Origin of the sequence: Streptomyces sp. H39-C1, assembly GCF_027158125.1 — a bacterium.
GTDB lineage: Bacteria > Actinomycetota > Actinomycetes > Streptomycetales > Streptomycetaceae > Actinacidiphila > Actinacidiphila fildesensis.
The window spans coordinates 132,853-154,713 of record NZ_JAPVLS010000010.1 but is presented as its reverse complement, the minus strand read 5'-3'; the positions used below and the strand labels follow the sequence as shown (position 1 = coordinate 154,713).

Genomic DNA, 21,861 nt, shown 5'->3' with positions numbered 1-21,861 from the left:
ACTGAACCCACCGCCTCACTCACTGAGGCGGTGGGACGGTGGGGGGAGCGTTGGCGCGGGTTGGGGTCAGGCCGTCTGGTGCGCTCGGCGCGCGGCGACGGCTTTGGGGTAGCGGATCGTGAAGAGCACGGGAATCACGAAGCTGGCGACCTTGACGACGATCATGGGCGTCGTCGCGTGCGCGTCGGCGTGGATGATGAAGGCCAGCACGACGGCGGCGGCCGCGAAGGCGAGCCCCCACACCTGCGTGATGACGGCGTTGGTCCGGTAGAACGCCTCCGTGCGGGCGACCTTCTCCGGTACGAGTTTGCGTGCGATGCCGAGGGTGAACGGCCGACGGATGAGCAGCGAGCCCCAGGCGGTCAGGGCGAGCCATGCGTCGACAAGAGCCGGCCCGTAACGGACCAGATCCGAGTCCGGTTGCGCGTAGGACAGCCAGGCGATCCCCGCGAAGAACACGAACGCGCTGGTCTCGATCACCATCTCGTCCCAGTTCTTGCCGGACTTGCGATCGCGCCAGATCACCACTGTGGCGATCCCGAGCCCGACCAGTGCACCCTTGCGCCAGTCATCGCTTGTGGCGACGAAGGCATAGGCGATCCACGGGAGGAAGCTGATGAGGTAGCGGGTCATGGATAGCTCCTTTCTCGCATCCATTGCGACAGGCGGGACTAAAGCGCCCCTAAAGCGATCCACAGCCCGCAAGGGCATCAAAAAAGGCTACCCCCGTCGGGCGGGCCGTGCACAGGTTTCGCTTTAGCCGTCCGCAAGGAGCCGATCGCACGCTCTCGTGGATATCGCTCCACGGTCCACCGGAGCGTTGGATACGCATCTGGAGGAATCCATGGCCCGCCGCCTTTTCACGTCGGAATCGGTTACCGAGGGACACCCCGACAAAATCGCCGACCAGATCAGTGACTCCGTCCTCGACGCACTCCTCGGGCAGGACCGCACCGCCCGGGTCGCCGTCGAAACCCTGATCACGACCGGTCAGGTACATATCGCCGGTGAGGTCACCACGTCCGCGTATGCCGATATCCCGGCGATCGTGCGGCAGACGGTGCTGGATATCGGGTACGACTCCTCCGCGAAGGGGTTCGACGGGGCTTCGTGCGGTGTGTCCGTCTCGATCGGTGCACAGTCCCCGGACATCGCGCAGGGCGTCGACACCGCGTACGAGTCGCGGGTGGAGGGCGGCGAGGACGACCTCGACCGCCAGGGCGCCGGTGACCAGGGCCTGATGTTCGGCTACGCGTGCGACGACACCCCCGAGCTGATGCCGCTGCCCATCGCCCTCGCCCACCGCCTCTCCCGCCGGCTCTCCGCGGTTCGCAAGAGCGGCCGGCTGGCGTATCTGCGCCCGGACGGCAAGACCCAGGTCACCATCGAGTACGACGGCAGCAAGGCCGTCCGCCTCGACACCGTCGTGATCTCCAGCCAGCACGCGCCCGACATCAGCCTGGACTCCCTGCTCGCCCCGGACATCCGGGAGTTCGTCGTCGAGCCCGAGCTGGAAGCCCTCGGCCTCACGCTGTCGACGGAGGGCTACCGGCTCCTCGTCAACCCGACCGGACGGTTCGAGGTCGGCGGTCCGATGGGTGACGCCGGGCTGACCGGCCGGAAGATCATCGTCGACACGTACGGCGGGATGGCCCGGCACGGTGGCGGCGCGTTCTCCGGCAAGGACCCGTCCAAGGTGGACCGTTCCGCCGCCTACGCGATGCGCTGGGTCGCCAAGAACGTCGTCGCCGCCGATCTGGCGACGCGCTGCGAGGTGCAGGTCGCCTACGCCATCGGCAAGGCCGCCCCCGTCGGGCTGTTCGTCGAGACGTTCGGCACCGAGACCATCCCCGTGGCCCGCATCCAGGACGCCGTCAGCCAGGTCTTCGACCTGCGCCCGGCCGCCATCGTGCGTGACCTCGACCTGCTGCGGCCCATCTACGCGCAGACCGCCGCCTACGGCCACTTCGGCCGGACGGACGCCGACTTCACCTGGGAGTCCACCGACCGGGCGGCCAAACTCCGCCAGGCCGCCGGTCTCTGACAGCCGGCCGAGGAAGAGCACCGGAGGAGTGAGTGACTGAGATGCGCACCGCCATCACAGGATCCATCGCAACCGACCATCTGATGGTCTTCCCCGGTCGGTTCACCGACCACCTGGTCGCCGACCAGCTCCAGAACGTGTCCCTGTCCTTCCTCGCCGACACCCTGGAGGTCCGGCGGGGAGGGGTGGCGGCCAACATCGCCTTCGGCATGGGGCAGCTCGGCCTCGCCCCGGTGCTGGTCGGCGCGGTCGGCCCGGACTTCGCCGACTACCAGGTCTGGCTCAAGCAGCACGGCGTCGACACCGACTCCGTCCAGGTCTCCCACGAGCACCAGACGGCCCGCTTCGTCTGCACCACCGACTCGGTGCAGAACCAGATCGCCACGTTCTACGCGGGCGCCATGGCCGAGGCCCGCCGGATCGCCCTCGCCCCCGTCACGGAACGCGCCGGCGCCCTCGACCTGGTCGTCGTCGCGCCCAACGACCCCGAGGCGATGCTCCGGCACACCGCAGAATGCCGTGAGCTGGGCATTCCCTTCGCGGCCGATCCTTCGCAGCAACTCGCCCGGCTGGACGGGGAGCCGGTACGGCTGCTCCTCGATGGCCCACGCTTCCTCTTCAGCAACGAGTACGAGGCGGCGCTCCTCCAGGAACGCACCGGCTGGAGCGCCGACCAGGTGCTCCAGCACGTCGGCACCTGGATCACCACGCTCGGCGCCAAGGGTGTCCGCATCGAGCGCGCGGGCGAGGCACCGCTCCTCGTACCGGCCGCCCCGACCACCGGCGCCACCGAACCCACCGGGGTCGGCGACGCCTTCCGCGCCGGGTTCCTGGCCGGCGTCACCTGGGATCTCACCCTCCGGCGCTCGGCCGAACTGGGCTGCGCCCTGGCCACCGTCGTCCTCGAATCGGTCGGCACCCAGGAGTACCACCTGGACCGCACCGACCTCCTCACCCGGCTGCGGACCGGCTACGGCACCGAGTCCGCCACCGAGCTCGAACCGCGGCTGTCCTACCTGGCGAGGTCCCTGTGAGCGTGAGCCAGGAGAGGGTGCGGCTGCTGCGGGACGCGTTCGCGTCGCGGGTGGTGGTGGGCGACGGCGCCATGGGCACGATGCTCCAGGCGCAGGACCCGTCGATGGACGACTTCGAGAACCTGGAGGGGTGCAACGAGGTTCTGAACGTCACCCGGCCGGACATCGTCCGGTCGGTGCACGAGGAGTACTTCGCGGCGGGTGTCGACTGCGTCGAGACCAACACCTTCGGGGCGAACCTGGCGGCACTGGGGGAGTACGACATCCCCGGCCGCATTCATGAACTCTCGGTCTCCGGTGCCCGGTTGGCCCGCGAGGTGGCGGACGGCTTCGCCACGCCCGACCGGCCGCGCTGGGTGCTCGGCTCCGTCGGGCCGGGCACCAAGCTCCCGACCCTCGGCCACGCCCCCTACGCACTGCTGCGGGACGGCTACGAGGAGAACGTCGCCGGCCTCATCGAGGGCGGCGCGGACGCGATCCTGGTGGAGACCACCCAGGACCTGCTCCAGACCAAGGCCGCCATCGTCGGCGCCCGGCGGGCGATGAGCTCCGCGGGCATCCACCTGCCGCTGATCTGCCAGGTCACGGTGGAGACGACGGGCACGATGCTGCTCGGCTCCGAGATCGGCGCGGCGCTGACGGCGCTGGAGCCGCTCGGCATCGACATGATCGGGCTGAACTGCGCCACCGGCCCCGCCGAGATGAGCGAGCACCTGCGGTATCTTGCCCGGCACGCCCGTATCGCCGTCTCCTGCATGCCGAACGCCGGCCTGCCGGTGCTGGGCAAGGACGGTGCGCACTACCCGCTGTCGCCGGAGGAACTGGCGGACGCGCACGAGACGTTCGTGGGCGAGTACGGGTTGTCGCTGGTCGGCGGCTGCTGCGGCACCACCCCCGAGCACCTGCGCCAGGTCGTGGAGCGGGTGCGGGGCCTGGATGTCGTGCAGCGCAGCCCGCGCCCCGAGCCGGGCGCCGCCTCGCTCTACCAGACCGTCCCGTTCCGGCAGGACGCGTCGTATCTGGCGATCGGTGAGCGGACGAACGCCAACGGCTCGAAGAAGTTCCGTGAGGCGATGCTCGAAGGGCGCTGGGACGACTGCGTCGAGATGGCCCGCGACCAGATCCGCGAGGGCGCGCACCTGCTGGACCTGTGCGTGGACTACGTCGGGCGTGACGGGGTCGCGGACATGGCCGAGGTCGCGGGCCGTTTCGCGACGGCGTCGACGCTGCCGATCGTGCTGGACTCCACCGAGGTCCCGGTGCTGCGGGCGGGGTTGGAGAAGCTGGGTGGTCGGGCGGTCATCAACTCCGTGAACTACGAGGACGGTGACGGTCCCGAGTCCCGGTTCGCGCAGATCACGGCGCTGGCGGCCGAACATGGTGCCGCGCTGATCGCGCTGACGATCGACGAGGAGGGCCAGGCCCGCACCCCGGAGCACAAGGTCGCCATCGCGGAGCGGCTCATCGAGGACCTGACCACCAACTGGGGCATCCTTGAATCGGACATCCTCGTCGACTGTCTGACCTTCACGATCGCGACCGGTCAGGAGGAGTCCCGCAAGGACGGGATCTCGACGATCGAGGCGATCCGTGAGCTGAAGCGCCGCCATCCGATGGTGCAGACGACGCTGGGTCTGTCGAACATCTCCTTCGGCCTGAATCCGGCCGCCCGTGTCGTGCTGAACTCGGTCTTCCTGAACGAGTGTGTGGACGCCGGCCTGGACTCCGCGATCGTGCACGCCAGCAAGATCGTGCCGATCGCCCGCATTCCTGAGGAGCAGCGGGAGATCGCGCTGGATCTGGTCCATGACCGGCGTCGTGAGGGTTATGACCCGTTGCAGGCTTTCCTGGCGGCGTTCGAGGGCGTCGACATGAAGTCCGTCAAGGCCGGCCGTGCGGAGGAACTGGCTGCGCTGCCGCTGGACGAGCGGTTGCAGCGGCGGATCATCGACGGGGAGAAGAACGGTCTGGAGCAGGATCTCGATGAGGCGCTGACCGTTCAGTCGGCTCTGCGGATCGTCAATGACACGTTGTTGGAGGGTATGAAGGTCGTCGGTGAGCTGTTCGGTTCGGGTCAGATGCAGCTGCCGTTCGTGCTGCAGTCCGCGGAGGTCATGAAGACCGCGGTCGCCTACCTCGAACCGCACATGGAGAAGTCCGACGCCGACGGCAAGGGCACCATCGTGCTGGCCACGGTCCGTGGCGACGTCCATGACATCGGCAAGAACCTGGTCGACATCATCCTGTCCAACAACGGCTACAACGTCGTGAACCTCGGCATCAAGCAGCCGGTGGCGGCGATCCTGGACGCGGCGACCGAGCACAAGGCCGATGTGATCGGGATGTCGGGTCTCCTGGTGAAATCCACCGTGATCATGAAGGAGAACCTGCAGGAGCTCAACCAGCGCAAGATGGCCGCCGACTACCCCGTCATTCTGGGTGGCGCAGCATTGACCCGCGCCTATGTCGAGCAGGACCTGCACGAGATCTACGAGGGCGAGGTCCGCTACGCCCGCGACGCGTTCGAAGGCCTGCGGCTGATGGACGCGCTGATCGCCGTCAAGCGCGGCGTCCCCGGCGCCACCCTTCCCGAGCTCAAGCAGCGCCGCGTGGCCGCCGTGGACCGTCCCGCACGCGGCCCGGTGGCCCCGGAACCGCTGCCCGCCCGCTCCGACGTGGCCGCCGACAACCCCGTCCCGAAGGCGCCGTTCCTGGGGACGCGGATCGTGAAGGGCATTCCGCTCGCGGAGTACTCCTCCTGGCTGGACGAGCGGGCCACGTTCATGGGCCAGTGGGGCCTGAAGTCCGGCCGTGGCGGCGGGCCTTCGTACGAGGAACTGGTCGAGACGGAGGGCCGGCCGCGGCTGCGGATGTGGCTGGACCGGCTGCACACCGAGAACATGCTGGAGGCGGCCGTGGTCTACGGCTACTTCCCCTGCGTGTCCAAGGGCGACGACCTGATCATCCTGGACGAGAAGACCGGCGGCGAGAGCCACCGCTTCACGTTCCCCCGCCAGCACCGCGACCGGCACCTCTGCCTGTCGGACTTCTTCCGCCCCGAGGGCAGCGGTGAGCCCGATGTCATCGCGCTCACCGTCGTGACCATGGGGAACCGGGTCTCCGAGGTGGCGAACGAGCTGTTCGCCGCCAACGCCTACCGCGACTATCTCGAACTGCACGGTCTCTCCGTCCAGTTGACCGAGGCGCTGGCCGAGTACTGGCACGCCCGGATCCGCACCGAACTGGGGATCACGGGCGCCGACCCGGACAACCTGGACGCGATGTTCCGCACCGAGTACCAGGGCTGCCGCTACTCGCTCGGCTACCCGGCCTGCCCGGACCTGGAGGACCGCGCCAAGATCATGGACCTTCTCAAGCCGGAACGTATCGGCGTCGTCCTGTCCGAGGAGTTCCAGCTGCACCCGGAGCAGTCCACCGACGCGATCGTCATCCACCACCCGGAAGCCAGCTACTACAAGGCGTGAGGAGGACCGTCCCCGCTATGACCACCGCATTGACCACCGCATTGATCACCGCTATGACCCCCGCTATGACCCCCGTTGTGAATGCGCCGACGACCAGTAACAACCTGCGCGATGTCCTCGCCGCCGGGCAGCGCACGTTCTCGTTCGAGTTCTTCCCTCCGAAGACGGACGCGGGCGAGCGCGTCCTGTGGGACGCGGTCCGCCGTATCGAGGCCGTCGGTCCCACCTTCGTGTCCGTCACCTACGGCGCCGGCGGCTCCTCGCGCGACCGGACCGTGGACGTCACCCGGCGGATCGCCACCGAGACGACGCTGCGCCCGGTCGCCCATCTGACCGCGGTCGGCCACACGGTGGCGGAGCTGCGGCAGATCGTCGGCCGGTACGCGGACGCCGGGATCCGCGACGTCCTCGTCCTGCGCGGCGACCCGCCGGGCGACCCGCGCGGCCCGTGGCAGCGGCATCCCGGAGGCCTGGACCACGCGGCGGACCTCGTCGAACTCGTCCGTTCCATCGGCGACTTCAGCATCGGCGTGGCGGCCTTCCCCGAACGCCACCCCCGCTCCCTGAACTGGGACGACGACATCCGGCACTTCGTCGACAAGTGCCGGGCGGGCGCCGACTACGCCATCACCCAGATGTTCTTCGACGCGGACGACTACCTGCGGCTGCGCGACCGGGTGGCCGCCGCGGGATGCGACACCCCGATCATCCCGGAGATCATGCCCGCCACCGACGTCCGGCAGATCCGGCGCTTCGCGGAGCTGAGCGACGCGACCTTCCCGCCGGCGCTGGCCGAGCAGCTGGCGGCGGCGCAGGACGCCCCGGCGACCGCCCACCGGATCGGGGTGGACCACGCGACGCGGCTGGCCCAGCGCCTGCTCGACGCCGGTGCCCCCGGCCTGCACTACATCACCCTCAACCGGTCCACCGCGACGCTTGAGATCCACCAGAACACAAGGAGCGCAGATGCCGTCCCTCACCGCCGCTGATTTCAAGGTCGCGGACCTCTCCCTCGCCGCTTACGGCCGCAAGGAGATCATCATGGCCGAGCACGAGATGCCCGGTCTGATGTCGATCCGCGCCGAGTACGCGGCGTCCAAGCCGCTGGCCGGCGCGCGGATCACCGGCTCGCTGCACATGACGATCCAGACCGCCGTCCTCATCGAGACCCTGGTCGCGCTGGGTGCGGAGGTCCGCTGGGCGTCGTGCAACATCTTCTCCACCCAGGACCACGCGGCGGCGGCGGTCGCGGTCGGCCCGACCGGCACGCCCGAGGACCCGCAGGGCACCTCCGTCTTCGCCTGGAAGGGCGAGACGATGGAGGAGTACTGGTGGTGTGCCGAGCAGGCCGTCACCTGGCCCGACGGCGGCCTGAACATGATCCTGGACGACGGCGGCGACGTCACGCTGCTGATCCACAAGGGCGTCGAGTTCGAGAAGGCCGGCGCGGTCCCGGACTCCGCCGAGGGCGACTCCGAGGAGTACGGCTACATCCTCGACCTGCTGCGCCGCACCCAGGCGGAGAGCCCCGGCAAGTGGACCACCACGGCGGCCCTCATCAAGGGCGTCACCGAGGAGACCACGACCGGCGTCCACCGGCTCTACGAGATGCGGCGCGACGGCGGCCTGCTCTTCCCCGCGATCAACGTCAACGACTCCGTCACCAAGTCGAAGTTCGACAACAAGTACGGCTGCCGCCACTCGCTCATCGACGGCCTCAACCGTGCCACGGACGTGCTGATCGGCGGCAAGGTCGCCGTCGTCCTCGGCTACGGCGACGTCGGCAAGGGCTGTGCGGAGTCGCTGCGCGGCCAGGGCGCCCGGGTGATCGTCACCGAGATCGACCCGATCTGCGCACTGCAGGCGGCGATGGACGGTTACCAGGTCACGACCCTGGAGGAGGTCGTCTCCGAGGGTGACATCTTCGTGACGACGACCGGCAACAAGGACATCATCATGGCCGCCGACATGGCGAAGATGAAGCACCAGGCCATCGTCAGCAACATCGGCCACTTCGACAACGAGATCGACATGGCGGGCCTCGCCAAGGTCCCCGGCATCGTCAAGGACGAGGTCAAGCCCCAGGTCCACACCTGGAAGTTCCCCGACGGGCACACCATCATCGTGCTGTCCGAGGGCCGCCTGATGAACCTCGGCAACGCGACCGGCCACCCGTCCTTCGTGATGTCGAACTCCTTCGCCAACCAGACGATCGCCCAGATCGAACTCTTCACCAAGACCGCCGATTACCCCATCGGTGTCTATGTGCTCCCCAAGCACCTGGACGAGAAGGTCGCCCGCCTCCACCTCGACGCCCTCGGGGTGAAGCTCACCGCCCTGCGCCCGGAGCAGGCCGCCTACCTCGGCGTCCCGGTCGAAGGCCCGTACAAGGCGGACCACTACCGCTACTGACACCACTCCTGATATCGCCACTGATCCACCCGGTACCGGTGGGTGGAGGGCGTGACGTGACGGGCGCTGCGGGGTTCATCTCCATGTGAACGGAACCTCGCAGTCCTGGCTGCCGCGCTTCAACCTCCTCGTCCCTCTCGTGAGGTCGCTCGCCGATCCGGCCGCGGTCCTGGCGGGCGCCGTCCTCGTCGGGGTGCAGGCGCTGCGGCTCGGGCAGTGGATCGTCGACGACGCGGCCATCACGTACGCCTACGCGCGCAGCATCGACGAGGGGTACGGCCCGGCCCAGCAAGCCGGTGCCCCGCCGGTGGAGGGGTACTCCAACCCGGCGTGGCTGGCGCTGCTGGTGGCCGGGCGGCGGCTGCGGCTGTTCGACCACGGGGCGCTGTTCGGGGTCTCGGACCTCGTGTGGTTCCCCAAAGCGCTGGCGCTGCTGTGCGTGATCGGCATGCTGGCCGCGGTTTCGTTCGCGGCGCGGGCGGTGCTGCCGGGGCGGGGGTGGACCGTGACGCTGCTCGCCGGTGCGGCGATGGCCGGGAACGTCTCGCTGGTGGTCTGGCTGTTCTCCGGACTGGAGAACCCGCTGTACGGCCTCGCCGTCACGACCCTCGCGGCCCTGCTGGCCCGGTCCGTCGCCCGCGACGCCCTGCTGCGGCCGGGCACCGCCGTCGTGGCCGGCCTCCTCGCGCTGCTCGCCGCGCTCACCCGCCCGGACGGCATCATCTACGCGGCCGCGTACCCCCTGACGACGCTGCTGCTCGCGCGCCGGCGGCGCATGGCTCGTGCGATCGCTTTGTCGACAGCGACCATCGCTCTCCCTTACGCGACTCATCTGCTCTGGAGGCATGCGGAGTTCGGCCGCTGGGTCCCCAACACCGCGGTCGCGAAGGCCCAGCGGGCACCGGACCTGGCCGGCCTCGCCCGCACCACCGAGCTGCTCTCCTTCGCGGGCTGGACCCTGGTCCTCGCCGCGCTGGGCTGCACGGCCGCCGCACTCGCCCGCCCGGGTCCGGGCCGCCGAGCGCTGCTCGCCGTGCTCGTCCCGCTCGCCCTTGCCCTGACCGCCTACGGGACGCTGCAGCGCGACTGGATGGCCCTCTACCGCTTCGCGACCCCGGTATGGACGCTCGCGGCCTTCGCCGGCGCGCTGGCCGCCGTCACCGTATGGGACCGTGAACGGCCGCGCGGACGCGCGGTCCTGGCGTCGGCGCTCCTCGTCGGATCCGTCCTGTCACTGGCCGGACAGCGGCCCCGCGCGGCGGAGTTCCAGGCCGACCCGACGCTGTCGATGTGCTACGTCGCCGACCGCTACGGACGGTTGTTCAACACCTACGCAGACCGGCTCGCCCTGCCACCCGACGCCGGCCTCCTGCTCCCCGACCTCGGCGGCACCCTCCTGACCAGCCGGCTCCGCATCACCGACCTCGCGGGCCTCACCGACCCGGCCATCGCGGACGCCTACGCGGCGAACGACACGAGCCGCCTGCGCAGCTACGTCTTCGACACCGTGCGCCCCACGTTCATCCACGTCCACCACCCCTGGCCGGCCATCTCCGGCCTCACCCCCGCAGCCCTCACCGCCCACGGCTACGTGCCGCTCTCCACCCGGACGGACACCGGCGACTGGATCCGCCGCGCCGCCGTCCCCGACCCCACCCGCCTCACGGCCCTCCAACACACCACCCTCCCCGCCATCCCCCGCTCCACCCACCTCCGCGCCACCACCCCCACCCACCCCTGCGGCCCCCGCCTCACCCCGACGCCCTGACCATGAACACCCAGGCCCCGACTGCTCCCGCCGGACATCCGGAATGCCGATCGCTATCCGCCTCCTGGCGCCGCCCGCATGACGCAACGACAGCTCGCCCGCTGACGACACAGGTCTGCCCGGAAGGGCGTTCGGCTGGATATGGCTGGAGATACGCGAAGACCCCGTCCCCAGCGTTTCCGCTGGTTACGGGGTCCTCGGACACTTCTTGCGAAGTGCCCCCGGCAGGATTCGAACCTGCGCACCCGGCTCCGGAGGCCGATGCTCTATCCCCTGAGCTACGGGGGCGTGTCGTCCGCAGTAGCGGTGACGGGTGAAACCCTACCAGCTTGTGCATGGTGCCTGGGTACAGGGTTTTGGGGTGTTGGCCCGAAGGGGGTGGGGGTCGTAGGGGAGGGCTTTAGCGCATGGGGTGCGGTGGGCGGGGGCGGGTTCGGAAAGCTCCCTCTCACGGGGAAGAAGTGGGCAAAACGCGGACGGATCGCGATGGCCCCGCCTACTCTTCGAGATGTGCCGGGCGTGTCCGGCCGGGTCCTTGTGGTCGACGACAACAAGGTCATCCGGCAGCTGATCAGGGTCAATCTCGAGCTGGAGGGCTTCGAGGTCGTGACCGCGGCTGATGGTGCCGAATGCCTGGACATCGTCCACCGGGTGCAGCCCGATGTGATCACGCTCGATGTGGTGATGCCGCGGCTGGACGGACTGCGTACGGCGGCCCGGCTGCGGTCCGACGCGCGGACGCGGGACATACGGATCGCGATCGTCAGCGCGTGCACCCAGCTCGAGGTCGAGCGCGGCGTGGCGGCCGGGGTGGACGCGTTCCTGGGGAAGCCGTTCGAGCCCTCCGATCTGGTGAACATGGTGCGGCGGCTGGCCCATGGCGCACCGGGCGCCCCCGGCGCTCCCGGTGGTGAATCGTCCGCCGGCGCGCCCACCGAGGGCCAGGCGGCCGCGGCCCCCGGTACCGGTTGCGGCTGACGTTGCGGGTGGGGTGACGCCCGCCCCGTCCGGCGCCTTCACCGCTCGCGAAAGAGTGGAGGGCGGCGAAACCCGGTCGCATGGGCACCCCCCTCCTCGCCTACCCTTTCCGTGTGACCCCCGCTGAGCTCTCCCGTGCTGTTCTGAGCACGGTTCGCCGCGCCGTCGCGGCCGATGAGCTGCGGGTGACGGTGCCGGACCGGATCAGCGTGCAGCGTCCACCCCGGCCCGGGTGCGGCGACTACGCGACGAATGTCGCGCTGCAGCTCGCGGGCGCCGCGGGGTGCCCCCCGCGGGAGGTCGCGGAGGTGCTGCGCAAGCGGCTGGCGACGGAACCCGGTATCGCTCAGGTGGTGATCGCGGGCCCCGGCTTCCTGAACATCACGCTCGACGCGGCGGCCTACGGGGACGTGGTGCGCAAGGTGCTGGAGCGGGGCGCGGCCTACGGCCACGGCGACTCCCTCGCCGGCACGAACGTGACACCCGTCCATGACGGCGAGCCCCGCGCGGCGGTCACCGCCGAGGCGCTGGAGCGGCTGCTGCGTTCCTGCGGTGCCAATACCGGGGCTGAAGGCCCCACCGAACCCGCACCCCCCGAACCCGTCTCCGTCCGTCCCGCCGGCGCCACCGCCGCCCAGCTCTGCGAGCTCCTCGGCCCCGACGCCGCCCGCTGGGCGCTACTGCGCCCCCCGGCCGACGACACACCGTCCCTGGATCCCGCCGTCCTGCTCTCTCAGCGCTCCGGCAATCCGCTCTTCCGGGTCCGTTACGCGCACGCCCGCAGCCGGGCACTGCTCCGCAACGCCCACGATCTGGGCATCGAACCCTCCTCAGACGCTTCGGACGGTACGTTTCACCATCCCGCGGAGACGGACCTCCTCGGCCTGATCGCCGACTACCCCCGTGTCGTAGAGACCGCTGCCCGGCACCGCGCCCCCGATCGGGTCGCCCGCCATCTGGAACGGCTCGCCGACGCTTTCCTCCGCTTCCACGACGAGTGCCCGCCGCTGCCGCGCGGCGACGAGAAACCCTTGGCCGCCCACCGTGTCCGGCTGTCGCTCGCCGAAGCGACCGGCACGGTGCTGGCAGGCGGCCTGGACCTGCTCGGCATCAGCGCGCCAGAACACCTCTGAGGAGACAGAGCCCCGTGAGTAGATCCGCCCACCCCGCCGGGCCCCGCTACGCCGACGTCATGCCCGAGGGGCATTACACCGCGCCCCCCGCCGACCTGAACGTCCTCGATCCGCGCGTGTGGGCCCGTACGGTCACCCGCAACACGGACGGTGCGGCCGAGGTCGGCGGCCTGGACGTGCGCGATCTCGCCGAGGAGTTCGGCACGCCCGCCTACTTCCTCGACGAGGAGGACTTCCGGGCCCGCTGCCACGCCTGGCGCGACGCGTTCGGCGAGGGCGCGGACGTGTTCTACGCGGGGAAGGCGTTCCTGTCGCGGGCGGTCGTGAAGTGGCTGTTCGAGGAGGGGCTCAACCTCGACGTGTGTTCCGGCGGCGAGCTGGCGGTGGCGCTGTCGGCGGGGATGCCGGCCGACCGCATCGCGCTGCACGGCAACAACAAGTCGCTGGAGGAGATCGAGCGCGCCATCGAGGTGGGTGTCGGGCGGATCGTCCTGGACTCGTTCCAGGAGATCGTCCGGGTCGCGCACGTCGCCGAGCGGCTCGGAAAGCGCCAGCGGGTGCAGATCCGGGTGACCGTCGGTGTCGAGGCGCACACGCACGAGTTCATCGCGACGGCGCACGAGGACCAGAAGTTCGGGCTGGCGCTCGCCGGCGGGCAGGCGGCCGAGGCGGTGCGCCGGGTCCTGAAGCTCGACGCGCTGGACCTGGTCGGCATCCACTCGCACATCGGATCGCAGATCTTCGACATGGCCGGCTTCGAGGTCGCCGCGCGCCGCGTGGTGTCGCTGCTCGCCGAGGTCCGTGACGAGCACGGTGTGGAGCTGCCCGAGATCGACCTGGGCGGCGGCCTCGGCATCGCCTACACCTCGGAGGACGACCCGGCCGAGCCGCACGACATCGCCAGGGCGCTGCGGGAGATCGTCACCCGTGAGTGCGAGGCGAACCGGCTGGGCGTGCCGCGGCTGTCCGTGGAGCCGGGCCGGGCGATCGTCGGCCCGACGGCGTTCACGCTGTACGAGGTGGGCACCGTGAAGCCGCTGGAGGGTCTGCGGACGTATGTGAGCGTGGACGGCGGGATGTCCGACAACATCCGCACCGCGCTGTACGACGCCGAGTACAGCGTCTCCCTGGTGTCCAGGACGTCCACGGCCGAGCCGATGCTCGCGCGGGTCGTCGGCAAGCACTGCGAGTCCGGCGACATCGTCGTCAAGGACGCGTTCCTGCCCGCCGACCTCGCGCCCGGCGATCTGCTCGCGGTTCCGGCGACCGGGGCGTACTGCCGTTCCATGGCGAGCAATTACAACCATGCTCTGCGGCCGCCCGTGGTGGCCGTGAATGATGGCGGGGCGCGGGTGATCGTGCGACGGGAGACGGAGGACGATCTCCTGCGTCTTGACGTCGGCTGACGTGAAATCTCAAAAATAGCGGGGCTGATCTCACACACCGGACACGGGATGGATTCTCGCGTCCGGTGCGTGAGACTGGTCCCACCCCGAGAGCTGTGAGAAACGAGGTCGGATGATGCGTACGCGTCCGCTGAAGGTGGCGCTGCTGGGCTGTGGTGTGGTCGGCTCAGAGGTGACGCGCATCATGACGACGCAGGGCGCCGATCTCGCCGCGCGGATCGGAGCCCCGGTCGAGCTGGCCGGCATCGCGGTGCGGCGCCCCAACCGGGTGCGCGCCGGAGTGCCCGCCGAGCTGCTCACCACCGACGCCACCGCCCTGGTCAAACGGGGCGACATCGACGTCGTCATCGAGGTGATCGGCGGCATCGAACCGGTCCGCACCCTCATCACCACCGCCTTCGAGCACGGCGCGTCCGTGGTCAGCGCCAACAAGGCGCTGCTCGCCGCGGACGGCGCGACGCTGCACGCCGCCGCCGCCGCGCACAAGGTCGACCTCTACTACGAGGCCGCCGTGGCCGGTGCCATCCCGCTGATCCGCCCGCTGCGCGAGTCGCTGGCCGGCGACAAGATCAACCGGGTGATGGGCATCGTCAACGGCACGACGAACTTCATCCTCGACAAGATGGACTCCAGCGGCGCCGGCTACTCCGAGGCGCTCGACGAGGCCACCGCACTCGGCTACGCCGAGGCCGACCCGACCGCCGACGTGGAGGGCTTCGACGCCGCCGCCAAGGCCGCGATCCTGGCCGGGATCGCCTTCCACACCCGCGTGACCATGGACGATGTGTATCGCGAGGGCCTCACCGAGGTCACCGCCGCCGATATCGCGTCCGCCAAGCGGATGGGCTGCACCGTCAAGCTGCTGGCCATCTGCGAGCGCAGCGTCGACGGCAGGTCCGTCACCGCCCGGGTCCACCCGGCGATGATCCCGCTCAGCCACCCGCTGGCGAGCGTCCGTGAGGCGTACAACGCGGTCTTCGTCGAGGCGGAGGCCGCGGGTCAGCTCATGTTCTACGGTCCCGGCGCGGGCGGCGCACCCACCGCCTCCGCCGTACTCGGCGACCTCGTGGCCGCCTGCCGCAACAAACTGGCAGGCACCACAGGCGCCGGCGAGTCCGCGTACACGCAACTGCCGGTGAGCCCGATGGGCGATGTGGTCACCCGCTACCACATCAGCCTTGACGTGGCGGACAAACCGGGTGTTCTCGCCCAGGTCGCCACCGTTTTCGCGGAACACGACGTGTCGATCGACACGGTCCGCCAGCAGGGCAAGGACGGCGAAGCGTCCCTCGTCGTCGTCACTCACCGTGCGCCCGACGCCGCCCTGTCGGCGACCGTCGGAGCACTGCGGAAGCTCGACACCGTGCGCGGTGTCGCCAGCATCATGCGCGTGGAAGGGGAGTAACCCACTATGAACGCTGTCACCGACCACCCCCGAATGTCCGGCACCCACCAGTGGCGCGGCATCATCGAGGAGTACCGCAGCCGGCTGCCGGTCTCGGCGGACTCCCCGGTCGTCACGCTCCTGGAGGGTGGCACTCCGCTCGTTCCCGCCCAGCTGCTCTCCGAGCTGACCGGCTGCGACGTGTTCCTCAAGGTCGAGGGCGCCAACCCCACCGGCTCCTTCAAGGACCGCGGGATGACCATGGCGATCACCCGGGCCAAGGAGGAGGGTGCCAAGGCCGTCATCTGCGCCTCCACCGGCAACACCTCCGCCTCGGCGGCCGCCTACGCGGTGCGCGCCGGAATGGTCTGCGCGGTCCTGGTGCCGCAGGGCAAGATCGCACTCGGCAAGATGGGCCAGGCGCTGATCCACGGCGCGAAGATCCTGCAGGTCGACGGCAACTTCGACGACTGCCTGGACCTGGCCCGCGGACTGTCGGAGAAGTACCCCGTGGCGCTGGTCAATTCGGTCAACCCGGTACGTATCGAGGGCCAGAAGACCGCGGCGTTCGAGATCGTCGACGCGCTCGGCGACGCGCCCGACATTCACCTGCTTCCGGTGGGCAACGCGGGCAACATCACGGCGTACTGGCGCGGCTACCGCGAGTACGCGGCCGACGGCATCTCCACCCGCAAGCCGCGCATGTGGGGCTTCCAGGCGTCCGGTTCCGCTCCGATCGTCAACGGCGCTCCGGTGCGCAGCCCGCAGACCATCGCGACCGCGATCCGGATCGGCAACCCCGCCTCCTGGCAGTTCGCCGAGGAGGCGCGGGACGAGTCCGGCGGTCTGATCGAAGCGGTGACCGACCGTCAGATCCTCTCCGCGTACCGACTGTTGGCCGCCAAGGAGGGCGTCTTCGTGGAGCCCGCCTCGGCCGCTTCCGTCGCGGGTCTGCTCAAGGCGCTCGAAGAAGGCAAGGTCGACCCGGGTCAGCGGATCGTCTGCACCGTGACCGGCAACGGCCTCAAGGACCCGGACTGGGCGGTCGCCGGAGCGCCCCAGCCGGTCACCGTGGCGGTCGACGCCGACGCCGCGGCCGAGAAGCTCGGGCTGGTCTGACGCGGCGCCGTGGCGAAGGGGCGCACGAAGAAGCTCGCGACACGCATCACGCGCTGTTCGTGCGCCCTATGTCGCAGCAGAACCTTCCTTCGATAGGCTGACCCCAGCGGCGCCGCAGTGCGCCGATCCGGCTCATGCCACAGGCATTGCCGCTCCTGCCGCACACCGCAGCCCCGCCGTACACCGCCGATGGCTGGCATTCCGGGGCAGAACCGCCCTTCGCACCGGAACAAGCACCTGCACAACAGGCACCAGCGCAACGAGCACCACCTGCACCAGAACAAACACCAGCACAAGGAGAATCGTCGAACGATGGCCGGTCCCGCGTTCCGCGCCGCCGCGGTCCGAGTGCGCGTCCCCGCGACCAGCGCCAACCTCGGGCCCGGCTTTGACGCCTTCGGCCTGGCGCTGGGCCTGTACGACGATGTCGTGGTCCGGGTCGCCGACTCCGGGCTGCATGTCGACATCGCCGGCGAGGGCGCCGAGAATCTGGCCCGCGACGAGAAGCACTTGGTCGTGCGCTCGATGCGGACCGCCTTCGATCTGCTCGGCGGACAGCCGCGCGGCCTCGAGGTGGTCTGCGCCAACCGCATCCCGCACGGCCGCGGCCTGGGCTCCTCGTCCGCCGCGATCTGCGCCGGGATCATGGCCGCCCGCGCCGTGACGATAGGCGGCCCCGAGCGTCTCGACGACGCCGCGCTGCTGGAACTGGCCACCGAGATCGAGGGCCACCCCGACAACGTCGCCGCCTGTCTGCTCGGCGGCTTCACCCTCGCCTGGACCGAGTCCGGTGCCGCCCGCGCGATCCGGATGGATCCGGCGGCCTCCGTCGTCCCGGTGGTGTTCGTACCGTCCAAGCCGGTACTGACCGAGGTCGCCCGCGGCCTCCTGCCGCGCACCGTCCCGCATGTGGACGCCGCGGTGAACGCGGGCCGCGCGGCGCTGCTGGTGGAGGCGCTCACCCGCCGTCCCGAGCTATTGCTGCCCGCCACCGAGGACCGGCTGCACCAGGACTACCGTGCTCCCGCCATGCCCGAAAGTGTGGCTCTGGTGAACCGGCTGCGTGCCGACGGCGTCCCTTCAGTCATCTCGGGAGCGGGGCCCACGGTCCTCGCGCTCACCGAGGAAGGCGCCGCGGACAAAGTCTCCCGGCTCGCGGGCGAGGGGTGGGCGGCGAACCGTCTGGCCCTCGACGCGGCAGGGGCCTGTGTACTGCCCCTGGCAGTGGGGCAGTGACACGATTGCCGGTTGGAGAGAGGGGGAATGTTTGTTGGATCCGGTAGTGTTAATGTCAAGCCTGCACTCGACGGCCCATGCATACGAATGGTGCCGAAGTGCACGCAGAAGTGATCTGTGTCCCTTCTGGGGACCGCCACTCTTCCGGGAGCCTCCCACACTGCCTGAGCATCCTGCCTAAGCAGTGTCGAGCACGCTCCGGAGTCGGCGCGAATTATCTCCTTGAACCTTCGCGCCGGAACCATGTAGGTATTTCTGCCGCCATCAGGCGGACCATCGCCCCGGCTCTGAGCAGCGGAAACGCCCAGATCCGGACAGCACAACCGGTCGCCGAGCCAGACAGGCCGACGTCCGCTCCAGGGAAGGACCCTTCGTGAGCGACACCACCGATCTGATGGGCGTGCGTGCAGACGCCGCGCCCGCTCCGGACGCCGCTGCCGCGCCTGCCACCGGTGCTGCCCCCAAGCGCCGCCGGTCGGGGACCGGCCTCGACGGCATGGTCCTGGCAGAGCTGCAGCAGCTTGCCTCCGGTCTCGGTATCAAGGGCACCGCGCGGATGCGCAAGAGCCAGCTGATCGAGACGATCAAGGAGACGCAGGCCGGCAAGGGTGCGGCCACCAGCGCTCCCAAGGCCGCCGCGGTAGCCGGGACGGCGACCGCCGAGCCCGTTGCCGAGAAGCCGAAGCGCCGGGCGACCTCCCGGGCCCGCACGGTGGAGAGCTCCGAGCCCGCTGTCGCGGCTCCGGCCGCCGCCGCGCCGTCCGAGGCGAAGCAGATCGAAATTCCCGGCCAGCCCGCCGGTGAGCAGCCCAAGGCTGCCAGGAACGAGCGGGCCGGCGAGCGCGCCGAGGCCGCAGTTGACGGTGCCGAGGGCAAGCCCGCCGCCGACGGCAGGACCGCGGCCGGCGAGGAGCGCCAGGACCGCCAGCGCGGCCAGCGCGGCGACCGGCAGAACGACCGCCGCGAGCGGCAGGAGCGGCAGCGCGAGCGCCGCAACAACCGTGGCGACGAGAACGGCGCGGCCGCCGCGGGCGGCGGCGCGGAGGGCGGCAACCGCCAGAACCGCGGCAACCAGGGCGGCGGCCAGGGCCAGAGCCCGCAGGGCCAGAGCCAGGGCGGCCAGAACCAGGGCCAGGGCCGCGACCAGGGCCAGGGCCGCGACCAGGGCCAGGGCGGCCAGGGTCAGGGCCGTGACCAGAGCCAGGGTCAGAACGCGCAGGACGACGACGAGTTCGGTGACGGCCGCGGCCGCCGTCGGGGCCGTTACCGCGACCGCCGCGGGCGGGGCAGCAACCGCCGCGATGAGCAGCAGCAGTTCGGCAACGAGCCGACGGTCAACGACGACGACGTCCTGATCCCCGTCGCGGGCATCCTGGACATTCTCGACAACTACGCGTTCATCAGGACGTCCGGCTACCTGCCGGGTCCGAACGACGTGTACGTCTCGCTCGCCCAGGTCCGCAAGAACGGTCTGCGCAAGGGTGATCACGTCACCGGCGCCGTCCGCCAGCCCAAGGACGGCGAGCGCCGCGAGAAGTTCAACGCGCTGGTCCGGCTGGACTCGGCGAACGGCATGGCGGCGGACTCCGGCCGCGGCCGTCCGGAGTTCCAGAAGCTGACCCCGCTGTACCCGCAGGACCGGCTCCGCCTGGAGACCGACCCGGGTGTGCTGACGACCCGGATCATCGACCTGGTCGCGCCGATCGGCAAGGGCCAGCGTGGTCTGATCGTGGCCCCGCCGAAGACCGGTAAGACCATGATCATGCAGGCGATCGCCAACGCGATCACCGTGAACAACCCCGAGTGCCACCTGATGGTCGTCCTGGTCGACGAGCGTCCGGAAGAGGTCACCGACATGCAGCGGTCGGTGAAGGGCGAGGTCATCTCCTCGACCTTCGACCGTCCCGCCGAGGACCACACCACCGTCGCCGAGCTGGCCATCGAGCGCGCCAAGCGTCTCGTCGAGCTGGGTCACGACGTGGTCGTCCTGCTGGACTCGATCACCCGTCTGGGCCGCGCGTACAACCTCGCGGCGCCGGCCTCCGGCCGCATCCTGTCCGGTGGTGTCGACTCGACCGCGCTCTACCCGCCGAAGCGCTTCTTCGGTGCGGCGCGCAACATCGAGGACGGCGGCTCGCTGACCATCCTGGCCACCGCGCTGGTCGAGACCGGCTCGCGCATGGACGAGGTGATCTTCGAGGAGTTCAAGGGCACCGGCAACATGGAGCTCAAGCTCGACCGCAAGCTCGCCGACAAGCGCATCTTCCCCGCGGTGGACGTCGACCCGTCCGGTACCCGTAAGGAAGAGATCCTGCTCGACCGCGACGAGCTCGCGATCGTCTGGAAGCTCCGCCGGGTGCTGCACGCGCTCGACTCGCAGCAGGCGATCGAGCTGCTGCTGGACAAGATGAAGCAGACGAAGTCGAACGCCGAGTTCCTGATGCAGATCGCCAAGACGACCCCGGGCAACAGCAACGACTGACCCGGGCTCGGGACCCTTCCGAGACGTATGTCACAGAAGGGCCTCAGGAGGCTCGGAACGGGCTCTCAGGCTCCCCGGAAGGGGTCCCTGGGAGCCCGTTCTTATGTGCGGCGTGCACACTCGCCAGGAACCACGTCGGGCGGTTCGCCGTCTGACATACAAGACAAGCCACGCCTGAGCGACACAGCTGGGGGTAGCAGCACACCGACGACGGACGAGGACTGAGGCCATGGCGGACGACACGAGCGATACGCGGGGGACGAACGGCGGCTCCCAGCACGCCTCCGGCCGCCGCCGGCGGACGGCCCCGCGCCGCCGCCTGCTGCGAATAGCCGTCTGGGCCGTGGCGGGACTGGTCGTCGTGGGCGGTGCGGGCGCCGGTTACCTGTACTTCAAGCTCAACGGCAACATCAAGGGCGTCAACATCAACCAGGCGCTCGGTGACAACCGGCCGGAGCAGGTCGACAACGGCTCGGAGGACATACTCGTCCTCGGTTCCGACTCCCGCGCCGGCGCGAACGACAAGTACGGCACGGACGAGGGCAGCGCCCGCTCCGACACCGCGATGATCGTGCACCTCTACGAGGGCCACAAGACGGCCAGCGTGGTGAGCATCCCGCGCGACACCCTGATCACCCGCCCGGAGTGCGCCAGGACCGGCGGCGGCACCTCGCCCGCGGTGAACAAGGTGATGTTCAACGAGTCGTACTCGGTCGGTGGCCCCGCGTGCGCGGTCAAGACCGTCGAGTCCATGACCGGTATCCGCATGGACCACTACATCGAGGTCGACTTCACCGGCTTCAAGGGCCTGATCGACGCCCTGGGCGGGGTCCCCGTCACCACGAGCAAGGCGATCCACGACACGTCCAGCCACCTGGACCTCGCGGCCGGCACCCACACGCTCAACGGCGAGCAGTCGCTCGGCCTGGTCCGCACCCGGCACGCGGTGGCCGACGGCAGCGACCTGGGCCGCATACAGCTGCAGCAGGCGTTCATGAAGGCGCTCATGGACCGGGTGAACGGCCTGGGCCTGCTGTCGAGCCCCACGCGGCTCTACAAGGTCGCGGACAAGGCCACGAAGGCCATCACCACGGACTCGGACCTGGCCTCCATCAGTGGTCTGAAGAGCCTGGCGGGGAGCCTCAAGGGCCTGAAGTCCGAGAACATCAACATGGTGACGCTGCCGGTCCAGTACGCCAAGAGCGACGCGAACCGCGTCGAGCCGATGGACTCGCAGGCCGCCCTGGTCTGGCAGACGCTCAAGGCGGACCTGCCGATACCGGCCGCCGCCACCAAGGGCTCCGCCGCCGACGAGACCGATGCCAAGGGCGTCGTCGGAACCGGTTCCTGAAGCCGTTCCCGAACCCCTCGAACGGGTTC

The 21,861-nt window shown here is 70.0% G+C and carries 15 protein-coding genes and 1 tRNA gene; 14 read left to right on the top strand and 2 right to left on the bottom strand.

The window, feature by feature from the left end:
- Window positions 1-66: 66 nt before the first annotated feature.
- The gene (locus O3W51_RS09600) at window positions 67-633 is read right to left on the bottom strand and encodes a hypothetical protein (protein ID WP_198357670.1); all 567 of its coding nucleotides are present in this window, start codon (window positions 631-633) and stop codon (window positions 67-69) included.
- Window positions 634-844: 211 nt separating this feature from the next.
- On the opposite strand from O3W51_RS09600, the gene metK reads away from it, so the two are divergent.
- The 6 genes from metK to O3W51_RS09570 all read left to right on the top strand — a co-directional run bounded on the left by metK (window position 845) and on the right by O3W51_RS09570 (window position 10,743).
- Entirely contained in the window at window positions 845-2,044 is a 1,200-nt protein-coding gene (metK, locus tag O3W51_RS09595; RefSeq protein ID WP_138355984.1) for a methionine adenosyltransferase, read from the top strand.
- Window positions 2,045-2,085: 41 nt separating this feature from the next.
- Complete coding sequence (locus tag O3W51_RS09590; RefSeq protein WP_138355983.1) at window positions 2,086-3,078, top strand: carbohydrate kinase family protein; 993 nt, start codon at window positions 2,086-2,088, stop codon at window positions 3,076-3,078.
- Complete coding sequence (metH, locus tag O3W51_RS09585; protein ID WP_443048260.1) at window positions 3,075-6,563, top strand: methionine synthase; 3,489 nt, start codon at window positions 3,075-3,077, stop codon at window positions 6,561-6,563. Before O3W51_RS09590 ends, metH begins: the two co-directional genes overlap by 4 nt.
- Window positions 6,564-6,628: 65 nt before the next feature.
- Window positions 6,629-7,552 (top strand): methylenetetrahydrofolate reductase [NAD(P)H], encoded by a 924-nt coding sequence (gene metF, locus O3W51_RS09580; protein WP_138355999.1) that lies wholly within the window; start codon window positions 6,629-6,631, stop codon window positions 7,550-7,552.
- A complete protein-coding gene (ahcY, locus tag O3W51_RS09575) occupies window positions 7,530-8,975 on the top strand; it encodes an adenosylhomocysteinase (RefSeq protein ID WP_138355981.1) in 1,446 nt (481 codons plus the stop codon). The genes metF and ahcY overlap by 23 nt, the downstream gene beginning before the upstream one ends.
- 85 nt (window positions 8,976-9,060) lie before the next feature.
- Window positions 9,061-10,743 carry a hypothetical protein gene (locus O3W51_RS09570; protein ID WP_198357672.1) on the top strand — a complete coding sequence of 561 codons (1,683 nt, stop codon included), beginning with the start codon at window positions 9,061-9,063 and terminating at the stop codon, window positions 10,741-10,743.
- A gap of 216 nt (window positions 10,744-10,959) precedes the next feature.
- Here the strand turns inward: O3W51_RS09570 and O3W51_RS09565 are convergent.
- Window positions 10,960-11,031: transfer RNA gene (locus O3W51_RS09565), tRNA-Arg, on the bottom strand.
- 222 nt (window positions 11,032-11,253) lie between these two features.
- Here O3W51_RS09565 and O3W51_RS09560 point away from each other — a divergent pair.
- The 8 genes from O3W51_RS09560 to O3W51_RS09525 all read left to right on the top strand — a co-directional run bounded on the left by O3W51_RS09560 (window position 11,254) and on the right by O3W51_RS09525 (window position 21,832).
- Window positions 11,254-11,721: a response regulator gene (locus O3W51_RS09560; RefSeq protein WP_244809421.1), complete on the top strand. Its 468-nt coding sequence runs from the start codon at window positions 11,254-11,256 to the stop codon at window positions 11,719-11,721.
- Between the two features lie 113 nt (window positions 11,722-11,834).
- The gene (gene nrtL / locus O3W51_RS09555; protein WP_138355978.1) at window positions 11,835-12,854 is read left to right on the top strand and encodes an ArgS-related anticodon-binding protein NrtL; all 1,020 of its coding nucleotides are present in this window, start codon (window positions 11,835-11,837) and stop codon (window positions 12,852-12,854) included.
- Between the two features lie 14 nt (window positions 12,855-12,868).
- Window positions 12,869-14,260 (top strand): diaminopimelate decarboxylase, encoded by a 1,392-nt coding sequence (lysA, locus tag O3W51_RS09550; RefSeq protein ID WP_138355977.1) that lies wholly within the window; start codon window positions 12,869-12,871, stop codon window positions 14,258-14,260.
- A 112-nt stretch (window positions 14,261-14,372) separates the two neighbouring features.
- Window positions 14,373-15,665, top strand: a complete 1,293-nt coding sequence (locus tag O3W51_RS09545) for a homoserine dehydrogenase (protein WP_138355976.1) — start codon at window positions 14,373-14,375, stop codon at window positions 15,663-15,665.
- Between the two features lie 6 nt (window positions 15,666-15,671).
- Window positions 15,672-16,763 (top strand): threonine synthase, encoded by a 1,092-nt coding sequence (gene thrC / locus O3W51_RS09540; RefSeq protein WP_232485219.1) that lies wholly within the window; start codon window positions 15,672-15,674, stop codon window positions 16,761-16,763.
- A 312-nt stretch (window positions 16,764-17,075) separates the two neighbouring features.
- A complete protein-coding gene (gene thrB, locus O3W51_RS09535; protein WP_138355997.1) occupies window positions 17,076-17,999 on the top strand; it encodes a homoserine kinase in 924 nt (307 codons plus the stop codon).
- Between the two features lie 373 nt (window positions 18,000-18,372).
- Window positions 18,373-20,481, top strand: coding sequence for a transcription termination factor Rho (gene rho, locus O3W51_RS09530; protein ID WP_187145016.1), 2,109 nt, complete (start codon window positions 18,373-18,375; stop codon window positions 20,479-20,481).
- A gap of 229 nt (window positions 20,482-20,710) precedes the next feature.
- Window positions 20,711-21,832 carry an LCP family protein gene (locus tag O3W51_RS09525; RefSeq protein ID WP_138355975.1) on the top strand — a complete coding sequence of 374 codons (1,122 nt, stop codon included), beginning with the start codon at window positions 20,711-20,713 and terminating at the stop codon, window positions 21,830-21,832.
- Window positions 21,833-21,861: the final 29 nt, after the last annotated feature.

Bases quoted from the DNA above. Each gene is read 5' to 3' on its own strand.
- O3W51_RS09600 (WP_198357670.1), bottom strand. From the start codon at position 633: ATGACCCGCTACCTCATCAGCTTCCTCCCGTGGATCGCCTATGCCTTC.
- metK (WP_138355984.1), top strand. From the start codon at position 845: ATGGCCCGCCGCCTTTTCACGTCGGAATCGGTTACCGAGGGACACCCC.
- O3W51_RS09590 (WP_138355983.1), top strand. From the start codon at position 2,086: ATGCGCACCGCCATCACAGGATCCATCGCAACCGACCATCTGATGGTC.
- metF (WP_138355999.1), top strand. From the start codon at position 6,629: ATGACCCCCGTTGTGAATGCGCCGACGACCAGTAACAACCTGCGCGAT.
- ahcY (WP_138355981.1), top strand. From the start codon at position 7,530: ATGCCGTCCCTCACCGCCGCTGATTTCAAGGTCGCGGACCTCTCCCTC.
- O3W51_RS09545 (WP_138355976.1), top strand. From the start codon at position 14,373: ATGATGCGTACGCGTCCGCTGAAGGTGGCGCTGCTGGGCTGTGGTGTG.
- thrC (WP_232485219.1), top strand. From the start codon at position 15,672: ATGAACGCTGTCACCGACCACCCCCGAATGTCCGGCACCCACCAGTGG.
- thrB (WP_138355997.1), top strand. From the start codon at position 17,076: ATGGCCGGTCCCGCGTTCCGCGCCGCCGCGGTCCGAGTGCGCGTCCCC.
- O3W51_RS09525 (WP_138355975.1), top strand. From the start codon at position 20,711: ATGGCGGACGACACGAGCGATACGCGGGGGACGAACGGCGGCTCCCAG.